Origin of the sequence: Avibacterium sp. 21-594 (assembly GCF_026226815.1) — a bacterium.
Lineage (GTDB): Bacteria > Pseudomonadota > Gammaproteobacteria > Enterobacterales > Pasteurellaceae > Avibacterium > Avibacterium avium.
Genome location: NZ_JAKKOC010000001.1, coordinates 772218 through 792781, shown reverse-complemented (window position 1 = coordinate 792781; position 20564 = coordinate 772218). Strand labels below are relative to the sequence as shown.

Genomic DNA, 20564 nt, shown 5'->3' with positions numbered 1-20564 from the left:
ATGAATTTTCAAGCAGATACCGAACAAGCCCTATTAGATATTGTAAAACAAGAAGTTGTGCCAGCCTTAGGCTGCACCGAACCCATTTCCCTTGCTTTAGCAGCGGCAACCGCACGACAATATTTAAACGCAATGCCTGAACGTATTGAAGCAAAAGTTTCGCCGAATTTAATGAAAAATGGAATGGGCGTAACCGTACCGGGGACGGGAACTTTAGGGCTGACGATGGCAGCGGCCATCGGGGCGATTGGAGGCGATCCGAATGCTGGATTGGAAGTGTTAAAAAACATCACGCCAGAACAAACCGAGCAAGCGAAACAAATGATCAAGGAAGATAGAGTTTCCGTTTCAATTTTTGAAACGGAGCATATTTTGTATTCTGAAGCGACGCTTTTTCATCAGCAGGACAAAGTGTGCGTGCGCATTGCAGCACATCATACCAATGTGATTTATATTGCCAAAAATGATCAGGTGATTTTCACCAAACCTTGCGCGGTAGAAAGTGAAAATTTGTACGAAATTTTTACCGCACTTTCAGCGAAAGCGATTTTTGATTTTTCCACCCAAGTGGATCTGGCCAAGATCAAATTTATTGATGAAGCTGAAAGGCTAAATTCAGCCCTTTCACAAGAGGGCTTACGGCAAGATTATGGCTTGCATATTGGGCGCACATTGCAAAAACAAATTGCCACAGGATTGCTGGGTGATGATTTAATGAACCGCATTATTATCGAAACCACCGCAGCCTCCGATGCGCGAATGGGCGGCGCAAATCTGCCTGCAATGAGTAATTCTGGCTCTGGTAACCAGGGGATTGCAGCGACAATGCCTGTTGTGGTGGTTGCAAAACATATTAACGCCACTGATGAACAGCTCACCCGTGCTTTATTTCTTTCGCACTTAATGGCGATTTATATCCACAGCAAACTGCCAAAACTTTCTGCATTATGTGCGGCGACCACTGCAGCAATGGGCAGTTGTGCGGGCATTGCTTGGTTGCTTACGGGCAAATTTGAAACTGTAAGTATGGCAATCAGCAGTATGATTGGCGATATTAGCGGCATTATTTGCGATGGCGCAGCAAATAGCTGTGCAATGAAAGTATCCACCAGTGTAACCTCAAGCTATAAGGCGGTACTAATGGCATTGGATAATATGCAAGTTACCGGCAACGAGGGTATTGTAGAACATTGTATCGATCGTTCAATCAATAACCTTTGCAACATTGCTTCACGCAGTATGCAATACACCGATCGCCAAGTCATTGAGATTATGGTGAGTAAACCAAAGGGGGAATAACAAATGAGCCTCTCCCACAATTTGTGTAAATGCCTGTTTCTGAGATAATACATTAGATACAGGTATTTTATTATGAACGAAAAACAACTCCACGCCTTGGCAGCAGAATTTGCCAAACACCTCAAAACGCCGGAAGACCTTAATCAGTTTTCTCGAATGCTCAAAAAAATCACGGTCGAAGCAGCCCTAAACGCGGAACTGACTGACCACCTTGGTTATGAAAAACATCAGCCACGAAAAGGCAAAAATGCGCGTAACGGCTATACGTCCAAAACTGTGATGTGTGATGAGGGTGAAATGGAAATTGATACCCCTCGTGACCGTGAGGGCACCTTTGAACCGCAGCTTATCAAGAAAAACCAAACCCGAATTACCGGAATGGACGAGCAGATTATCGCCTTATATGCCAAAGGCTTAAGCAATCAAGAAATCGTCGAAATGTTCAAAGAACTCTATGATGCTGATGTGTCAACGAGCTTGATTTCTCGCGTGACAGATTCGGTTAAAGAGCGCGTCTTGGAATGGCAAAATCGCCCGCTTGATGCGGTGTATCCGATTGTTTATTTGGATTGCATCGTGGTCAAAGTGCGTCAAGACGGGCGGATTATCAACAAGTCCGTCTTTGTGGCGTTGGGTGTGAATTTGGAGGGGCATAAAGAATTACTCGGACTCTGGATTGCCGAAAACGAAGGCGCGAAGTTCTGGGCAAACGTGCTAACAGAGCTGCAAAATCGCGGTTTAAAAGACATTTTAATTGCGTGTGTGGACGGTTTAAAAGGCTTTCCTGACGCCATTAATGCCGTTTATCCCCAAACCAAGATTCAGCTTTGCATTGTGCATTTGGTGCGTAATAGTTTGAAATATGTGTCATGGAAAGATTACAAGGCGGTGACTGCGGATTTAAAACAGGTGTATCAAGCCCCGACGGAGATGCAAGCACGCGAGAATTTGACCGCACTTTCGCAAAAATGGCAGGAAAAATACCCGCTTGTAGCGAGAGGTTGGGAGGAGAATTGGGCGAATATCGCGACATTTTTTGATTATCCGTCGGATATTCGCAAAGCGATTTATACCACCAATGCGGTGGAGTCACTCAATAGCGTGATTCGGCGAGTCATTAAAAAACGCAATGTATTCCCGACGGATGAGTCGGTGTTCAAGGTAATATGGCTGGCGATGAAAGATGCGTCAAAGAAATGGACAATGCCGATTCAAAACTGGAAACAGGCAATGAATCGTTTTATGATTGATTTTGGTGATCGCCTCGACGATCACCGTTAAGTTGAAATGGGTGTTTACACAGAATTTGGGATAGGGTCTAACAAATCCACGCGTTTGGTATTCTTTCTTTTTACTTTTTTATTGCAAAATTTATTAAATTTCCCCCGCACTTTTGAGTGATAATCTAAACACAAAGTGCGGGGCAATTTTTGCTGATTTTTCTGTTTTTCTTTTTTCCTTTCTCTTATCTCTTACTTTTTTGCGCTTCTTGTGCTTATTCCGTTTCCCTAATTTTTGGTTTGTTATGCCTTACCTTAGCGGTTAATCAGGCTTTTATATAAAAGCGATATAATTAGCTATAGGATCAGCTATGCAATCAAACGCAGCATTTCTTCCGCATTGGCTAAGGCGCTTTCGGTAACTTTGGTTGAGCCAAGCAATCTGGCTAAGGCTTTCACACGCTGTTGCTGAGAAAGTGCGGTCATTTTTGTTTCAGTTTTTCCATTAATGGTTTGTTTTTCTACGCAAAAATGTTGATGTCCGCAGCACGCCACTTGCGGTAAGTGGGTTACACAAATCACTTGGCATTTTTGCCCTAACTTGCGTAATAATTTCCCAACCACGCTTGCGGTTGCGCCACTGATTCCTACATCAATTTCATCAAAAATAAGCGTTGGAATGGCGGATTTATCGGAGGTCAGCACCTGTAACACTAAAGCGATACGAGAAAGCTCACCACCCGATGCCACTTTTGCCAAAGGCTGAGCGGATTGTCCAAGGTTCGCTTGCAGAATAAATTGCACCTGATCCATTCCGTGAGCGGTCAGTTTATTTTCTGCTTGTTCCACGCAAATAGAAAATTCAGCATTTTCCATTGCCAGTTGTTTAATCCCTTTGGTAACTTGTGCTGAGAGCTTTTCTGCTCCTTTTTGGCGGCTTGCACTCAAAGCTTGCGCATTTTCTAACAGCTGTGCATAAGCTTGTTTTTCCTGTTCAATGAGCGCATCTTCGCTATCCGCAAAATCTACCAGCTGATCGAGTTCTCGTCTTAAGGAGCGATGTAACGCAACCAATTCTTCGGCTTTTACATTGTGCTTACGCGCAAGTTGAAGAGCTTGGCTCATTCGGCTTTCTACTTCTTGTAAACGATAAGGATCAGGTTCAATGTTGCTAGATAGATGTTGGATTTCAGAGCTAGCTTCTTGCACTTGAATTAGCGCTTCTTGCAACATTGTGAGTGCATCGTTGTAGTGCGGGTCAAGTGCCTGTAATTCTTCTAAATTTTGTACCGCACGATAGAGCAGACTATCCGCGTTTAGTTCATCATTTTCACTTAATAAATTTAGCACGGATTGAGAAAGAGCAGTAAGCTCTTCACTGTTGGCAAGGCGGTTGTATTCTTCTTCTAATTCAGCAAATTCATTTTCTTGTAAATTGAATTCATCAAGTTCTTCTACCTGATATTGCAAAAGTTGTTTTTTTGCTTCATTTTCTGCGCATTTTTGTTGGAAGTTTGCCACTTGTTGTTGCAGATCTTTCCATTGGCGATAGTGTTTTTGCACTTTGGTAAGAAGATCATTATGAGCGCAATAGTGATCCAATAAAGTGAGTTGATAGTCATTTTTTAGCAGACGTTGTGAGGAATGTTGTCCGTTCACTTGAATTAAAAGCTGACCTAGCTCTTTCAGCTGGCTGGCAGAAACAGGAATGCTATTAATAAAGCCTTTGGAGCGCCCATCTGCGCTTATCACACGGCGTAAAATACAGTTTTCTGGATTATCTTCATCTTGCAACTCTTGGGCTTTGAGCCATTTATCCGCAGGGCTGTTTGACGCAATGTGGAATGTGGCACAAATATCCGCACGGTTTTGCCCCTCACGCAGCATCGCACTTTCGGTACGTTGCCCTAAACACACGCCAAGGGCGTCAATGGCAATGGATTTTCCTGCACCCGTTTCACCAGTGATGACGGACATTCCCTGTGCTAATTCAATATCAAGATGATGAACAATGGCAAAATTATTAATCGTAAGTTGAGTAAGCATAATACACTCCCATTTAACTGTATGTATATCAGTTTATAACTGTTTTTATATACAGTAAAGCGTTTTGTGCAAATTTTTTATGCAGAATTTCTCAACCAACCTAATTTTGTACTTAACACATTGTAATAATTATAATTTTTTAAGTGCAATAAACGCAGTTTATGTTTGCTTTTATAAATATGCACCACATCATCAGGGGTGAATGGCAGGGCAACTTGGCTATCACAACCCACTTCTAATTGCGGCGTGTTGTAATCGGCAAAGCGTATGGAAATCTTACTTTCACCGTCAATAACCAAGGGGCGAGAAGAAAGGGTGTGCGGAAACATTGGCACAAGGGCAATGGCGTTCAATTGTGGGGTAAGAATAGGGCCGCCAGCTGAAAGGGAATAAGCCGTTGAACCTGTTGGGGTCGAAATAATCAAGCCGTCAGAACGTTGTGAAAATGCCAGTTTATCATCAATATAAACGTGGAAATCGATCATATGTGCAATTTTGGCAGGGTGAATCACTGCTTCATTTACCGCATTACTGGTGGCAATAATTTGCCCTTCGCATTCAATCGCGGTTTCTAAAAGAAAGCGTTCTTCCACGAAAAATTCGCCACGATCTAAACAGGCTTCCAGCTGTGCATAAGCATTTTTCGGATCAATATCCGTGAGAAAACCTAAATTGCCACGGTTAATGCCAATTAAGGCAATATCATATTTAGCTAAGATTCTGGCACGCCCAAGCATATTGCCATCACCACCAATTACGATAGCTAATTGCGCGCGTGTACCAATTTCATCTAACCCTGCAAGATGTTGCGCGGGCAAGTCTAAACGCTCACCAACCCCTTTTTCTACTAGCACTTGGTAGCCTTTTTCGGACAGCCATTGAAATAAATTTTTGTGCATTTGCAAATTTACATCATTGCGCGGACGCCCTACCAATCCAATGGTATGGAAAGAATTATGCAAGGTTTTGTTGTCGATTAAATGAGTTGTGGACATAATATTTATTTTTATGCGAAAAACAGACCGCACTTGAATTCAAGAAATTAGGGGCTATATTACACATAAACTGTGTCAGTGGCTAGTCTTAGGGTCTGTTGATAACTCAAATACAAAATGAATTATCAACAGACCCTAGCAACTGTCAATTTTTATGTTTTTTGTTACAATAACGCAAACTTTTGAACAGATGGAGAAAACAATGTCAGAACAAGAACAACAAGTGGAAAAAAACGAATTAGATCAAGAACAAACGGAACAAGTGGAACAAGCAGAAAACGCACAAGAAACTGCTGAGCAGCAGGAAAGTGCTGAAAATCTTGAAGGCGATGCTTTAGAAGAAGCCATTGCTCGCGTGCAAGAGCTTGAAGAACAGCTCGCTGAAACAGCAAAAAAAGAGCAAGACATTTTGTTACGCAGTCGTGCGGAAATGGATAATATCCGCCGCCGTGCTGAGCAAGATGTGGAAAAAGCGCATAAATTTGCTTTAGAAAAATTTGCTAAAGATCTGCTTGAAACCATTGATAACCTAGAGCGTGCGCTAGCAACGCCAGTTAGCACGGAAGATGAGAGCTTAAAAGGTGTGCTAGATGGTGTTGAATTAACCTTAAAAGGTTTATTGGCAACGGTTGCACGCTTTGGCGTGGAAGCCGTGGGTGAAGTGGGTGAAACTTTCAACCCAGATTTACACCAAGCCATTTCAATGCAGCCGACAGAGGGCTTCGCAAGCAACCAAATCACCGCCGTATTACAAAAAGGCTATTTGCTAAACGGCAGAGTGATTCGCCCTGCAATGGTGATGGTGGCTGCGTAATTAACTATTAAATTAATAAGTTGTGATAACGCTTTATCAAGGTAAAATTTGATAAGGCGTTTTTTTATAATTGCTATAAAATATCGGCATTTAATCGAATAAAGGCGAAACTATGCAACAGAAATTAATTACTTTCATCGGTGGCGGAAATATGGCGCAAGCTATCGTGTTTGGTTTATTGAAACAGGGGTATCCTGCGCAAAAAATTACCGTTAGCGATCCGAATGCGGATAAATTGGCGTTGTTTGCTGAGCGTCAAGTGAATATTTCGCAAGATAATGTGCAAGCGGTACAAAATGCCGAAGTGGTGGTGTTAGCGGTGAAGCCACAAGCCCTAGCGGAAGTCTGTGAGTCTTTAAGTGCGGTGGATTTTTCTGAAAAATTAGTGATCTCCATTGCAGCGGCAATTTCTGTGCAAAAACTTACCGCACTTTTGCCTAGCGCACGCCATATTATCCGCGTAATGCCGAATACGCCAGCCTTGGTATCGGAAGGAATGGCAGGTTTATTTGCAGAACACAATGTTCCAGCCGATCTCAAAGCCTTTGCACAAGATTTAATGAATGCCGTAGGGCAATCTTGTTGGGTTGATCGAGAAGATGAAATGCACTTGATTACCGCAGGTTCTGGCAGCAGCCCTGCGTATTTTTTCTTATTTATGGAAGCGATGGAAAACGCACTGAAAGCGCTCAATTTAGATGCACAAACCGCACGAATTCTGGTGCAACAATCCGCCCTAGGGGCAGCCAAAATGGTGCAACAACAGCCTGATGTGGCCATTTCTACCTTGCGTGAAAATGTAACATCGAAAGGCGGCACAACGGCGGCAGCGCTAAATGTTTTTCAGCAACAACAATTATCCCAAACCGTACAGCAAGCCATTGAAGCTTGCGTGCAACGTTCACAAGAAATGGAAAAATTATTTTGATGAAAATCAGCCCTTTTAATTGGTTAGCCTTGAGCTTTTTCGGCTATTACTGCGCCTATGGCGTGTTTGTGCCATTTTTCCCCGCGTGGTTGAAATCGCAATCTTACAATGAAGAAATCATCGGCTTTATTATTGCCAGTTCTTATGTCTTCCGCTTTTTAGGTGGGATCGGCTTTTCCGCAATGATCAAAAAAGCAGGGCATTTGCTCAATGCTTTACGGTATCTCGCTTGGGCAAGCTGTGGCGTCATGCTTTATATAAGCTTTGTGGCGGAAAGCTTCCCCTTGCTTTGCCTTGGCATCGCCTTATTTGCCATGATTAATGCAGCAGGAATGCCGTTAAGCGACACCCTTGCAACAACTTGGCAACAGCAAATTCATTTGGATTATGGCAAAGCACGATTGATTGGCTCCGCTGCCTTTGTGGTAGGCGTTACGCTGTTTGGCAATATTATTGGCTTTATTGGTGAGAATTATACGGTATGGATTTTAAGCGCATTGTTAGCCCTTTATGCCATAATGCAAATGACCACGCCGAAGATTTTGCCACAAGATACGCAGACAAGTGCGGTGGAAAATTCCGTTGGATTTTTGCAGTTATTAAAAAATAAATGCACGTTACGTTTAATTATTGCCATTTCTCTTATTCAAGGTTCGCACGCTGCTTATTATGCTTATAGCGTGCTGTATTGGCAAAGCATCGGCATTTCTGTGCAGACAACCAGTCTATTGTGGGGATTAAGCGTGGTGGCGGAAATTTTGCTCTTTTTCTTTTCCACCAAATTATTCCGTTGCTGGAAAGTAAGCACCCTGTTTTACTGCGCTGCTATCGCTTGTGTAGTGCGTTGGGGCGTGTTAGGCAGTGCGACAAGCCTTTGGCTAATTGCCTTAGTGCAATTATTGCACAGCTTAACTTATGCCCTTGGTCATTACGCCATGGTGCGTTACATCACCACTCAACCACAAAATGCCATGGCAAAATTGCAAGGCTTGTATAACGGCATTTCAGGCTCGGCGGTGATCGCCTTACTTACCGCATTGGCTGGCGTGCTATATCCAATTTCCCCACAAATGGCATTTACGTCAATGATGATTTTTGCCTTGCTCGCGTTGCCGATTATTCCGCGGAAAGTGGAAGCCTTTTTAGTACGCCGAGTAGAATAGGACGTTGAATAGGGAGCAGAATAGGATTAACAATGAAAGACAGCGCCTTAATCGATCTTTTTCTCAATGAACAATGGTTAGAAAAAGGGCTTTCGGAGAATACCATTCAATCTTACCGCTTGGATCTCAGTGCGGTGGCAAATTGGCTCGAAACGCAAAATCTCACCTTTGAAACCTTAGATGCCATTGATTTGCAAAGCTTTCTTGGTGAGCGATTGAACTTGGGCTACAAAGCCACAAGCACAGCAAGATTATTGAGCGCGCTGCGTAAATTCTTTCAATATTTATATCGGGAGAAATATCGCACAGACGACCCAAGTGCGGTGCTAACTTCGCCAAAATTACCGAGCCGATTGCCTAAATATCTCACCGAACAACAGGTTACGGATTTGCTCAACACTCCTTGCGTGGAAGTGCCGCTAGAATTACGCGATAAAGCAATGCTGGAATTGCTTTACGCCACAGGTTTACGGGTTACCGAACTGGTTTCGCTTACCCTTGACAACATCAGCGTCCAACAAGGCGTGGTGCGTGTCATCGGCAAAGGTAACAAAGAACGTATTGTGCCAATGGGCGAAGAAGCCGCCTATTGGATCAAACAATTTATGCTTTATGGGCGCACTGCATTGCTCGACGGGCAGCCTTCTGATGTGCTATTTCCCAGTCGGCGCGGCACTCAAATGACTCGTCAAACTTTTTGGCATCGGATTAAACATTATGCAATTTTAGCGGATATTGACAGCGAAGCGCTCTCCCCCCACGTATTACGACACGCTTTTGCCACGCATCTAGTCAATCATGGTGCGGATCTCCGTGTGGTACAAATGCTCTTAGGGCACAGCGATCTCTCTACCACCCAAATCTATACCCACGTCGCCAAAGAACGCCTAAAACACCTACACGAAAGGTATCACCCAAGGGGGTAAAATTTGTAAAAAAACACCCGCACTTTTAGTTCAGAAAAATATCGCTAGGTTCTATTTCAATAGGTTAGGTTGAATTTTGAAGTGCGGTGATTTTTTGGAGATTTTAAGAAAGATAAAAAAAATTACTTTAAGAATAAATCTCCCCAACTCCTCTTTACTAAAGATTGGCTTAAAAACAAGCGTACTATGAAATATGAAAGCGTATCATAATTCCTCCCCTTTAATGTATGAAAGGAAAAATTAAATTCCCGTGTAAATTGCCTTTATTTTTAACAAATTTTTAGAAAAGTAACGCCGAGCGAGAGCGAAGCGAACATCAGGCTTACTTTTCGTGAAGAAAATTTGTTAAAAATGAAGATTAGCAATTTAGTCGGGGGCTTTTTTCTTTGCCTACTTTCTTTTGAGCAAACAAAAGAAAGTAGGTCGCTCAACGAGCGAAATCTGTTAGTTATTCCAAAGAAAAAGTAATTAGCTAAAATAACGATAGCGTAATTAAAAATATTTTAAATTTATTCCTAAATAAAATAATTACTCAATTTTTTCTTCAGGCAAAATCACCTTATTATAAAAACTACCGTTGATTTGGGTTTTATGTAAATGATAAAGATGATATGCCTTAAATGCAGCGGCATCAGGTTGTTGTGGATTATGCCAAAATTCTTCTAATGAGCCTTGATGGGTTATATCTGGAATGTTGTAATGTGCGCGTCCTAGTGTAATTACGGGCATATTGTGGATTAATGCGGATAAGCCGCTGGTGCTGTTAAGCGTTACCATTCCTTTGCTGTGGCGAAGTAACACAGGCATTGAAACATCATAGACATAAAACAAACGCCCTTGGAGTTCTGGGTGTTCTGAGAGATAACGCTGAATAACCTGTTTATAGCTGATAAATCCTCGATCCATTGGGTGATGTTTTACGATTAATTTTAGCGAAGTCGGAGCATTTTTTACAAAAGAATCTAACACATAGATCAAGAATTGTTCTACGCTATCGAAATCGCAATGCACTCTTACTTGACTGTCATCATAAACTTGCAGCGGTAAAATATAAAAATCACCTAATTTATTTTTCTTAATTTTACGAATGAAACATTGCTCTTTTATCCAATGACAAACACGCTTCATTCCTGAAATAAGCCATAATTTTATATAATAATTGAGATTATAGACTCTATGATGTTTATAATAAGGGAATTCTTTTTCTTTGCATCTGGAGATTACATAATATTGTGTAGCAAGTTTTGCCATTGGAAAAAAACCGTTTGCTACTGGAATTGGCTGAGAAATTGGGGGAAGTTCTTCAGCTTGTTTTAAAAAAAATTGCTTATCTCTTGGTAACGGTGAATAGGCATTCACGCCTTCTTTTTCTAAGGTAACATAGTGCGGACGAAAATAGCCTTCTTCAAATACCCAAAAGGCACACCCTAATTTTTTAGTTACTGCTTTTGCTATACGATGGTAACGGCGATTATCGCCAAAGCACACTATTGTATCAATGTTATGATCTTTGCAAAATTGTAATAAGAAAACATCAAAATATTCTAATTTGCTGTTGTAATCAAAAATAAATTGATTATGAAGTGCAGCGGAAAAAAATAATTTATCACCAGGGTTAAAATTTAATTTATAAACCGTTTTTTGCTGTGTTTCAGATAACCAATCCGCCAACTCTTTGAAAAAATGTCCAATAGGCCCTTGTAATAATAAAATCCGTTGTGAGCTTGCTACTAACTCGTTTAAATTATTAACAATCATTTTGTTCCCTTAGGTATAAATAGCTATTTCAGCCAAAAAGTGCGTACAAAGTAACAATATTTCCCTATTTTTTTGCTTAACCAACTCTTATATAAGCCCGTATCTTTCAATTGATTTTTTTGTTCCAACAATATCTTAACTGCGGTGCTTGCATTAGTTAATTGCATTGTATTAGGGTTAAGATAAAGTGGATAGTATAACAGAGTTCCTGCAATTAACTGCGCTAATGTCAATTTTCTTTTTCTACGCGGTAAGGCATAGGCATCAATCGTTAATCCCCAATGGGCATAAAAGGGTGAACCGTAACAATATACCCTTTTACCCCGCAATAGCGCTTCAAAGCCAGCTAAAGATGTCATTGTATGCACTTCATCGACTGCTTGAATGCAATCCAAAATATTCGCCTCAGTAACAATTTGATCTGCATAAATTAATGCTTGCTCTTGTGCTACGTTACCTTTTCGGTTGCCACTTAATACATCTGGGTGTGGTTTATAAATAATGTAAGCATCAGGGTGAGCTTGTCTAACCTGCTGCAGCAAAGTGAGATTAGATTGACACTGCGGCGAACCAAAGCGAATAGAGGCATCATCTTCCACTTGCCCTGGCACTAAAAGGACTTTTTTCTCCGTATTTGGGCGAATAAAGCCAGTAGATCCTACATTATATTTACCAATATTGGCTTGGATCAGTTGTTGCTGTATTTCTCGAGCTAAATCTTCATCTTTTTCTGAGAAAGCTGTATTCTGCAAAATAGATTCTAACTGCGAAGGCTGCTGCGGATTAAAATAAATTCCCAAAGGATCAACCACTAAAGAAAGTGGCGCAACAAGGTTTGAACCTAATCCAACAGAGCGAATAAAGCCATCTTCCATTCGCCAAATTGGAATATTATTTTGTTCTGCATAAGTTATGAATTCAGGCTTACCTTGTCCCCATAGCAATAACTTCGCATTCTCACGCAGTTGAATTTTTTTAAACTTGGTAAGAGAAGAAACAAAATGTAAACGGCAATTTGGTAAATGGAAAAAAGGTTTTAACACCGTTTTTTTCCACAAAGAAAGCCCAATGCAATAAAAATCGCCCACTAATACAGATTGCCAATGCTTAATCCAGCTTAAATAATGAATGACATCAAAAATATCACCTGTTTCACCAGTAAATGGATTAATATAGCGGCTATACTGAAAATAAGCGGCATAGAAAACTTCATTTAATGTACGGGGCTTGCGGCGTTGTTGTGTGATCAGTTCAGCAACAAAAGGGTGGCGATCATCGGTTAATCCCCAGCCTGCAAACCAAGGTACACCAAAGGTTACCACTTCTTTACCTTGTAGCAATGCTTCAAATCCCATTTGTGAAGTAACGCAATATACTTTATCCACCTGCGATAACAAGGTGGGTGGATTAATGTCTTGACTAATAATTCTCACACGCGGTTGATCTAATAAATCCGTTAAATATCCCCGTTTCTTCCCTACAATTACATCAGGGTGTGTTTTCACCCAAATTTCAGCATCGGGATTTTCTTGCAATGCTGCTTGCAACATCTGACGAAAACTATTTTCATCAGCTAAGCCATATTGCACCGCCATATCACCAAATGTTTGATCAATAACCAATACGATTTGATTTTTATGTTCTGTGGCTATTGGCTTGCAAGGTGCGTGATTATATTTAGATAATTGCCATTCACGAATCAATGCCATAGCTCGATGGGATTGCTGTGCTTGCTCATTATTTAAGCTACAATCAACAATTAACTTTTCCAATCGTGAAGGTTTTTCTGCCGCATAGTAAATACCCACATCGTCCACAACCAAAGAAAATGGCGGAAATCCTTCAATTCCTAGTCCGATAGAGCGAAGAAAGCCGTCTTCAATTAATATACATGTATAGTTAAAGAAATTTCCTAGCCACTTAGCTCTTTTTCCAGAAAATTTTAATCCCCAACCAATAATATATTTCTTTTCAGTTAAATACTTTTCCTCTTCTAAAAAAGTAAATAGCTGCGGAATTTTCTTTATGGCAAAAGAAGGGATTAATAGGCTCATATTATGATAATCCAATTACATTTAAAATTTGTTGGATTCTATGTTCCCAAGTATGGTTTGCTAAAACGTAATCAGAGCCAGCTTTTGCTCTTTCTAGATCATCTTTATTTGGCCCATATTTTAAGCGAGCAAATAATTCTTCCATTTCATCAGAATTATTTACTATGTGGCAATAATCGGAAAAGAGACGTTGCACAGATAGAGCAGGTGTAGTTACTGCGATCCCCCCACAAGCTAAAATTTCAACTAATCTGCGAGAAAACATAGTAGCTGAGTCAGTAATTGTATTTACGTTCAACGATACTAGATAATCTTTATAAACTTGAGCTGTTTGTTGATATTCTAGTGCAGGGAAAATATCCATATTAGGTAATATAGGGTAACGATAGTTAGGTGATTTTCGATCGGAATTACGATCAAATATAGTTAAGCCAAGACCAGTTTCAGATGCTGAATGAAATAATTGATTTTGCCATTCTCTACGTAAGGAGTGGATGTGATGGCTATAACTTCCAACAAAATTAGCTCGGTTATATTTAAAATTAAAACCGGTAAATGAGTGAAACTTAGGTTGTACAGCAAACATTAATGTATGTACTGAGGCATTTTCACCCATAATAGCCTTATATTTGGGAATACAATTTTCATCTACAGTAAATACATGGTCGAATAGCTTTGCACTGTCAATAAAGCGATCAAAATGAACACTGTCTTCTTTATTCCAGAAGACAGTAGGGATTCCTTTATCCTTTGCTTTTTCAACTAAACGTCGTAATGTATCATTATTGCGTTTCGGATGCTCAGGATAAGAGGCTATCTTATATTTCCAACGATTTTTATAGCCTTGCCAAGCGGATTCAATAAGTAATAAATCGACTTCACGAAGAGAATATGAATTACCCCAAAAGTGAAATCTACTCTTATTAGATAGTAATACATCAATTTCTTTCACTTCTTGTAAAGAGTGATATGTTAATGAATCTGATATAAGTAATACTTTAGATTTATCTTGCATTTTTATTTTATATTATATCCAATATCAAATACTCTTTGTGCTTCTGGAGCCCCTTTCCAACGAAGAAAGATAGTTACCCTGAGTATCTTTGCATTTAAGGGGTAATTTGGTAAGGTCCACTCATCCTTATTGAAGTATGAAGAAGCATATAATTTAACGCCATCAGCATAGAAATAATACGCTACCTCACACTCATGAGGTTTATTTGACAAAACAACATATATTGATGTCTCTAGCCTATTTATTACACCAGTGCAATTAGATAAATCAATTTTATCCCAATGTTGTAAAAATAAGTTTTTATTTTTAAATTTATCTTCTTTTAGATTCAAACGATGTTGTTTAATTATTTTTTCATCAAAATAGATTATTTCAGTGAAAGGCTGCCCTATTTTTATAGACAGCTGCTTCCTTGTAACAATTGGCGGGTATACGATATCCCGTAGAGTTTCTGTAACTGCTAATACCTGCTGCAAATGTGAAGTATTTTTCTGAGACTTTCTTACCGACCTATCTATAATACCATCTATATCAGGACAACTATCGCCAACAATAGAAAAATTTTCATTGATCCTCTCTAAAGCATATTTATGAAAATCATAATCATCAATTTCATTGGATTTAGTTATAACCATAGGTGTATTCAATATAGATTTACTATATAATTCTGTTGCTCGTTCAACAGAAGCATCCTGCCAAAAACTAGTTTTGCCTTTTGTTTTAAAGCGGTCTGGCCATTTTGGAGAAGCGTAAGGAAGAGCGTTTAAATCCGGACAAATCCTTTCAATAATATCAAATAGTATTTTCCCATCAGACTGATCTTCATCAGAGAGCAATTTGTTTGCCTCAACAAATTCTATCCTAGCTAATGGATAAAATAGTAAAGTTCCAAATAAACTACGCCACTGACAAATTCCAGCATGTGCTCTTGAACGATAATGAGAATATGAATGATCAATTTGAGTTATTGCATTACCTGATTTAGAAAAGTTAAAGCTCTGAATAAATAGTTTTTTACTATCTTCAAAAAAAGCTGATTGAAGATGCCATGGCTTGACTATATGATTAAATAATTGACCTAAATCTTTTCCAATACCAATATCATTTGCGTCAGCATTTGCCCACCAGTTAGGAAAACCTTTTTTATAACCAGTACCTATATAACTTCTTAATAATTCACCACCTATCCCCATTAACATAACATCATTACAATTTCTACGGGTATCTTTCCTTGGTTGTATCTCAAAACTTTGATTCGATCGTAAATCCTGCCATTCATTTAATGACTCTTCAAATGAAATCTTAAAAGATTCTCCATTTGAAGGCACATACCATTCTAATCCAAATTTATCTACAATCTTAGATGCCAATAAAAGATCTTGGCTAAGTATCTCTGCGGTAGCACCAATATTTTTGCTAGGTCTTTGAGTAAAGACCTTAAATTCTTTCTCCTTTCCAGCCGCCAGTAATAGGCTAAATAAAACTCGTGAATCTTTTCCTCCTGATAGTGCAATTGAACAATTTCGATTCAATGTCAACAATTGGTTAATATTATCAACTGCTGTTTCAATTCCTTTATCAAGTAGATCTTCATAACTCATATTGGTTGAGCTATTCAAAAACATATTAGGCCGAGGTAATAAAGCCACACCTTGTTTATTACAAACAAGCATATTATTATGACTAGCTACATGAATTAATTTTGCAAAACTTTGTTCTGAGGCCCTCGTACTAAATAAATTAACTGTTGACGTTAGGTGAGGTAATACTGCACTCCAATCAATTTCCAAAGCACAATCTAATGCTTTTAATGTTGATAAAATACCACGAAAAGTGGTACTAACGACTAATTTTTGCTTACCTGATTTGAATGGAATAATTGCATAATGTAATTGAGCAAAACCAAAGACATCAGCCATTATCAACCATGTATCAAGTTCTTCTGAATAAAATACACCAAGCCATTCACCGGTCCATTCTAAAGCTTCATTTAAGGTATACAATTTTCCATCATGGCCAATAAAATCATCTAGCTCAAATAAGCCAGCTAGTTTCTTTGATTCAACAATTCCATGTAAATTATGAAGCATAAAATGATTTCTTAGGGGATCAGGAATAGTAATAAACCCATTGCCAATATCTTCAAGCACTATGACCCCATGAGTATATCTGGATGGAATAATTCGATCCATATTTTAGTTCTCCCTATCTATTTTTTATAGTTTATACTTGGTGTTTTTATTTGTAATAAATAATTATATTCATCAGGTGTCCCACAAAAATAGAGTGTGCTACTTTGAACCATTCTATAATAAACAGATATTCCTTTTTTTATAAGTTGATTGTATAAAGGAGCAATATATATTTCTTTATTTTCTTGTTCAACTTGCTCTTGACCACTGATATAAGCATCCACGAATAATTTTGCATTCCGAAAAAAATACATACCATCGCTGCATAAGTTAGAAATACGATTTTTCTCTGTTGTGGATTCGACTTTTCCAATATTTCCAGTATTGAGTATTGTTTTTTCTGATTCTGCAGGCTTAACAAACGACCAATGATCTCCCTCTCCTAAGAAAACATCTAATAATCCAGGCATTTGATTTAAATCAGGCATTTTAAAGCTTAAATCAAAGCTATCGGCATTAAAAATACAAATAGATTTATCCATATCTTCTTTAGTTAAGCTTAGATATACTGTCTCTGCTTGCCCTTTTGTCTCATGCTCTAATTCGACAATACTAAAATCGGTAATTCCCAATAATGTACACCGTTCTTCAACAAAATCTTTTACATTCAAATCTTTTCTAACGATAAATCTAAACTCTTCACTTTGAAAATAATTTTCAAAAGTTTTCAATACCCAATCAAACATAGGCATACCCCATAATGGTAATTGATACTTAGGTACTTGATAACCTGCATTAAAAAAGCGGCTAGAATTACCAGCCATTGGAATAATAATCATATTGCTTCATCCTGATGAAAAAATTTAACATATAATCTTAGAGCATTGCATAGAAGAGCTTTTTGTCTAGAACTATCATCTGAATGTAATGGTAACATAGATATAAATAATAGAATCATGTCTGGAATAGTTTGATTTATAGCATCTTTTGGAAATGCATCAAAAGAAAAATTTAAGAAATTATCTATAATAATATCTATTTGCTTAGATTTTTCAATTCTAAAATTCCATTCATAATCAGATATCGAATTAAGATTGTATTTTTTAGCGATTATAAAATCATATAATCCAATAAATGAATGCATAATCTTAGCTAAATCATATCTTATATCGCCAATTAATCCCTGAGAATCGTTAATTCCACGTGGATCCAGGAGTCTTAATCGTCCATTGCGACCATCATAAAGTGCGTTACTAAAGCAAGGATCGCCATGAAAAACTCCTGTAATAGGTTTTTGATAGAGACTCTTTTGGATGCAATCTTCTGCAATCTCTTTTAAAGATGGTAAATTTACCCCATTTATTATCAGTGGATGATCTAGATTGAATTGATTTTGTTCTGAGTATATTGCCAGTCTCTCGTACGTTTTATCTTTGATCAATCTAGTGCGGATAGGATTAAGATCTATATCAGGTGGAGATAACTTAGTGGCCTTATTAAACCAATCATTATAGTATCTACATATTTTATACCAGAATTTTTCATTATGTCTACCATATACATATAGTTCATTAAGTGGGGAGAGCGGTAAATACTCCAAAGAATACGATGGAGAAGGTGTGTCATTAATTTTATACAAAGCTGGCGTCATAGGCTTTAAATCTAAAGGTAAGTTATTAAACCATTTTCCTTCTGCTTGTATTTTGGCAGCGGGTGTACCAGATTTAGTCACAATTCCTTCACTAATTCTTAAAGAATTAAATGCCCGTTGTGTTGTTACTGTTTTTCTTGCTGCAAAATAAGTATTTAGATGTCCAAAATCCAACCAATCTTTAGTTTTTATTTCCTTAAGAGAGAATTGTTTATTATATGATGACACAGCTAAAGAAAACAAGCTATGCTTAGAAAGCATTTTGACAAGAGTTTTTGTATTCTGAAAAGCAAAAAAACCGCTCCATACTTCTAAGTTATTATCAGGGCGATACCAATCATAATTATCCTCACTATCTGCAATACTTAAGCAATCTAAGGTCGTAGGTAAATCAAAAATTAGTGTATCTCCATGCAAAATTCTCACTGGCTCATCATAGCTTCCATTAATATTTATTGCATATAATATAGACGAAGATAGCGTCAATTCATCTGGCACAGGAATAATATTAATATTTAACTTATTATTTAATTCATTTTCAAAACTTGTTAGCTGAAAGCTTTCTGGCAATGTTAAAATGATATTTTCATTATGGAAAATATTTCTGAGTGCTTTTATCTGATAGTGCAAAAGAGGTTTATTCCCTAAAGGAAGATATACTGGGGGAAGATTACCAAATTCAGACTTTAATTCGCCTTGTAAATAAGCTCCAGAAGTAATAATTATCATAGTTTCTCCTTATGATTTATTAACCATTGATTAGTTTATTAATTTCTTCATAATCAGAATTAATAAATTCGTCTGGACGTATTGCTTTATCATCAATATAGAACCCATCAAAGCCACACCATGGCTTTCCGGTAATGATTTCATTGTATGGAACATTATATTTATTAAGCCAATCGATAATAATAGGGAGAGCGTTGGCATTAATTTTACCAATATTTCCTTGATAAGTTCTCATATTTCTACTAGTTGAAATTACAATTTCAAAGCCTTTATAAGAGTATTCTCTAAGTTTATTAATTAGTGGCAGATTAGGCTGAGCATTTGCATAATCACCATTCTTTGTAAAAGATATAGTATTATCTAAATCAACAATCAATCTTTTCATAATATATTTCCTTTATATAACATTATTTGCTAAATCCAAAAACTCTTCCAATGTTAATTTTTTTTCTGAAGCTAAACCTCTTTTTATTAATTCAGGAATCTTGGTAGGTCTTCCTCCCCTTAGCCAAAGTTCAATCCCTATATTTATATGTCCTTGAGTCAATCTTCCTAAGTGGAATGTTTCTGAGAGCAAGCGAGTAGAGAGACTTTCTGGATATTTTATATCTAATAGAGAAAGCATAAGCTCAGTATTACCATAGAACAACTGATCTCCCATGCCAAATCCCCAGGTTTCATATAACCATTCCGGATGATCACAGTAAATATCTTGAGATGATATTTCATATAAATGTGAACTTACTTTTTCTGGTATAGATAGCAAAATATCTGGTCTAGTTTTTATAATAATATCATAGTTTTCTAGGAAAAATTTCTTACCTAGCTTTCTTATCCAATATAAATTATGGAAGTGCATTTTTTCATGGTTATCCATCAATTTATATATAACATCATCATCGTCTAATAGAGATATTTTTAATTTCTTTGCTTGTGAAAAACCTTGTTCTAATATCAGTTTGGTATTTTTAATGTTCTTATTTCGTTCTATGTCTTCATAATTAGCTATTTGCTCTAACTCTTCTTTGTTGAATTTTTCTAAAATCTGGTCTATGGCTGATGATTCTACGCGCCGATTTAGACGAACTGGATCAATGCGAGTTGAACCTGGTTTTAACCAACTTGATATATATATATCTAGATTATTTATATCAAAATAATTAGTAAGTCTAGGAATAGTCATTTCGATGTCACGGAATTGCCCACATATAAATAGTGCTTTTCTCTTGGTGGATTTTATTTCAAAAGTTTTATTTATAGATTGTAATCTTTGTTTTAACGCCGAAACTGCAATTCTATCCCCAGATCTAGGATTCATTCTTTCTAGTAGCATTGGAAGAATAAGCTTTTCATCTTTAAAATTATTAACAGTATTCCTAAAAGCAATCTGCATACATAATACAGGAGATAATGTAATGACTCTATTTTGAGATATGTATTCGATAATCTTTTTCAGGTTGTTAGGATTAGCCATGAATAAAGTTGAGGCAGAATAACCTAGAGTAGAAAATCTATCAGCAAAAAGAGTAATATTCTTCCAAAAGTAAGAACTTGCCCAGAAAGCTATGTTAGAAAAAAATACCTCGCTACAATCTTTAGGTAATTTAGGTTCTATGGATGTAATAAATTTATCAATAGAATCAATAATCTCCGGCAGCTTACTTGTTCCAACAGTACGCATGACTATATTACGTATATGATTTGTAAAGTGGGGGCTTTCAAACTCTTTGAGTAAAGTGACTTCCTTTTCTATATCAATGTGATTATAAACCTTGAGCTTATCTATTAAAGAAAGTAAGTCATTATAATTAGATACATTTAAAAAACTTATCAT

At 37.7% G+C, this 20564-nt stretch carries 16 protein-coding genes; 6 read left to right on the top strand and 10 right to left on the bottom strand.

Annotated elements, in window-relative coordinates; all coding sequences use genetic code 11:
• Together L5B76_RS03670 and L5B76_RS03665 are read left to right on the top strand one after the other, a co-directional pair.
• The gene (locus L5B76_RS03670) at window positions 1-1299 is read left to right on the top strand and encodes an L-cysteine desulfidase family protein (protein WP_265754264.1); all 1299 of its coding nucleotides are present in this window, start codon (window positions 1-3) and stop codon (window positions 1297-1299) included.
• A gap of 72 nt (window positions 1300-1371) precedes the next feature.
• A complete protein-coding gene (locus tag L5B76_RS03665) occupies window positions 1372-2580 on the top strand; it encodes an IS256 family transposase (RefSeq protein WP_013745008.1) in 1209 nt (402 codons plus the stop codon).
• 308 nt (window positions 2581-2888) lie between these two features.
• Here the strand turns inward: L5B76_RS03665 and recN are convergent, their stop codons facing one another.
• Together recN and L5B76_RS03655 are read right to left on the bottom strand one after the other, a co-directional pair.
• Window positions 2889-4565 (bottom strand): DNA repair protein RecN, encoded by a 1677-nt coding sequence (gene recN, locus L5B76_RS03660; RefSeq protein WP_265754263.1) that lies wholly within the window; start codon window positions 4563-4565, stop codon window positions 2889-2891.
• A gap of 77 nt (window positions 4566-4642) precedes the next feature.
• The gene (locus L5B76_RS03655) at window positions 4643-5560 is read right to left on the bottom strand and encodes an NAD(+) kinase (RefSeq protein WP_265754262.1); all 918 of its coding nucleotides are present in this window, start codon (window positions 5558-5560) and stop codon (window positions 4643-4645) included.
• A 202-nt stretch (window positions 5561-5762) separates the two neighbouring features.
• Here L5B76_RS03655 and grpE point away from each other — a divergent pair, with 202 nt between their 5' ends.
• From grpE to xerD, 4 genes are all read left to right on the top strand, one after another.
• Window positions 5763-6374, top strand: coding sequence for a nucleotide exchange factor GrpE (gene grpE, locus L5B76_RS03650; RefSeq protein WP_126371828.1), 612 nt, complete (start codon window positions 5763-5765; stop codon window positions 6372-6374).
• Between the two features lie 112 nt (window positions 6375-6486).
• Window positions 6487-7302, top strand: coding sequence for a pyrroline-5-carboxylate reductase (gene proC, locus L5B76_RS03645; RefSeq protein WP_265754261.1), 816 nt, complete (start codon window positions 6487-6489; stop codon window positions 7300-7302).
• The gene (locus L5B76_RS03640; RefSeq protein ID WP_265754260.1) at window positions 7302-8465 is read left to right on the top strand and encodes a 3-phenylpropionate MFS transporter; all 1164 of its coding nucleotides are present in this window, start codon (window positions 7302-7304) and stop codon (window positions 8463-8465) included. The genes proC and L5B76_RS03640 overlap by 1 nt, the downstream gene beginning before the upstream one ends.
• A gap of 32 nt (window positions 8466-8497) precedes the next feature.
• A complete protein-coding gene (gene xerD / locus L5B76_RS03635; protein ID WP_265754258.1) occupies window positions 8498-9391 on the top strand; it encodes a site-specific tyrosine recombinase XerD in 894 nt (297 codons plus the stop codon).
• A gap of 528 nt (window positions 9392-9919) precedes the next feature.
• On the opposite strand, the gene L5B76_RS03630 is transcribed toward xerD, so the two are convergent.
• The 8 genes from L5B76_RS03630 to L5B76_RS03595 are packed head-to-tail and all read right to left on the bottom strand — an operon-like array spanning window position 9920 to window position 20564.
• Window positions 9920-11149 carry a capsule biosynthesis protein gene (locus L5B76_RS03630; RefSeq protein WP_265754256.1) on the bottom strand — a complete coding sequence of 410 codons (1230 nt, stop codon included), beginning with the start codon at window positions 11147-11149 and terminating at the stop codon, window positions 9920-9922.
• A 23-nt stretch (window positions 11150-11172) separates the two neighbouring features.
• Entirely contained in the window at window positions 11173-13203 is a 2031-nt protein-coding gene (locus L5B76_RS03625) for a capsular polysaccharide biosynthesis protein (RefSeq protein WP_265754255.1), read from the bottom strand.
• Window position 13204: 1 nt separating this feature from the next.
• Window positions 13205-14218: a CgeB family protein gene (locus L5B76_RS03620; RefSeq protein ID WP_265754253.1), complete on the bottom strand. Its 1014-nt coding sequence runs from the start codon at window positions 14216-14218 to the stop codon at window positions 13205-13207.
• 2 nt (window positions 14219-14220) lie between these two features.
• A complete protein-coding gene (locus L5B76_RS03615) occupies window positions 14221-16410 on the bottom strand; it encodes a hypothetical protein (RefSeq protein WP_265754252.1) in 2190 nt (729 codons plus the stop codon).
• Window positions 16411-16427: 17 nt separating this feature from the next.
• On the bottom strand, window positions 16428-17189 hold the full coding sequence (locus tag L5B76_RS03610; protein WP_265754251.1) for a glycosyltransferase family 2 protein: 762 nt from the start codon (window positions 17187-17189) through the stop codon (window positions 16428-16430).
• Window positions 17186-18730, bottom strand: coding sequence for a hypothetical protein (locus tag L5B76_RS03605; protein ID WP_265754250.1), 1545 nt, complete (start codon window positions 18728-18730; stop codon window positions 17186-17188). Before L5B76_RS03605 ends, L5B76_RS03610 begins: the two co-directional genes overlap by 4 nt.
• A 19-nt stretch (window positions 18731-18749) precedes the next feature.
• Window positions 18750-19115, bottom strand: coding sequence for a capsular biosynthesis protein (locus L5B76_RS03600; protein ID WP_265754249.1), 366 nt, complete (start codon window positions 19113-19115; stop codon window positions 18750-18752).
• Window positions 19116-19127: 12 nt separating this feature from the next.
• Complete coding sequence (locus tag L5B76_RS03595; protein ID WP_265754248.1) at window positions 19128-20564, bottom strand: hypothetical protein; 1437 nt, start codon at window positions 20562-20564, stop codon at window positions 19128-19130.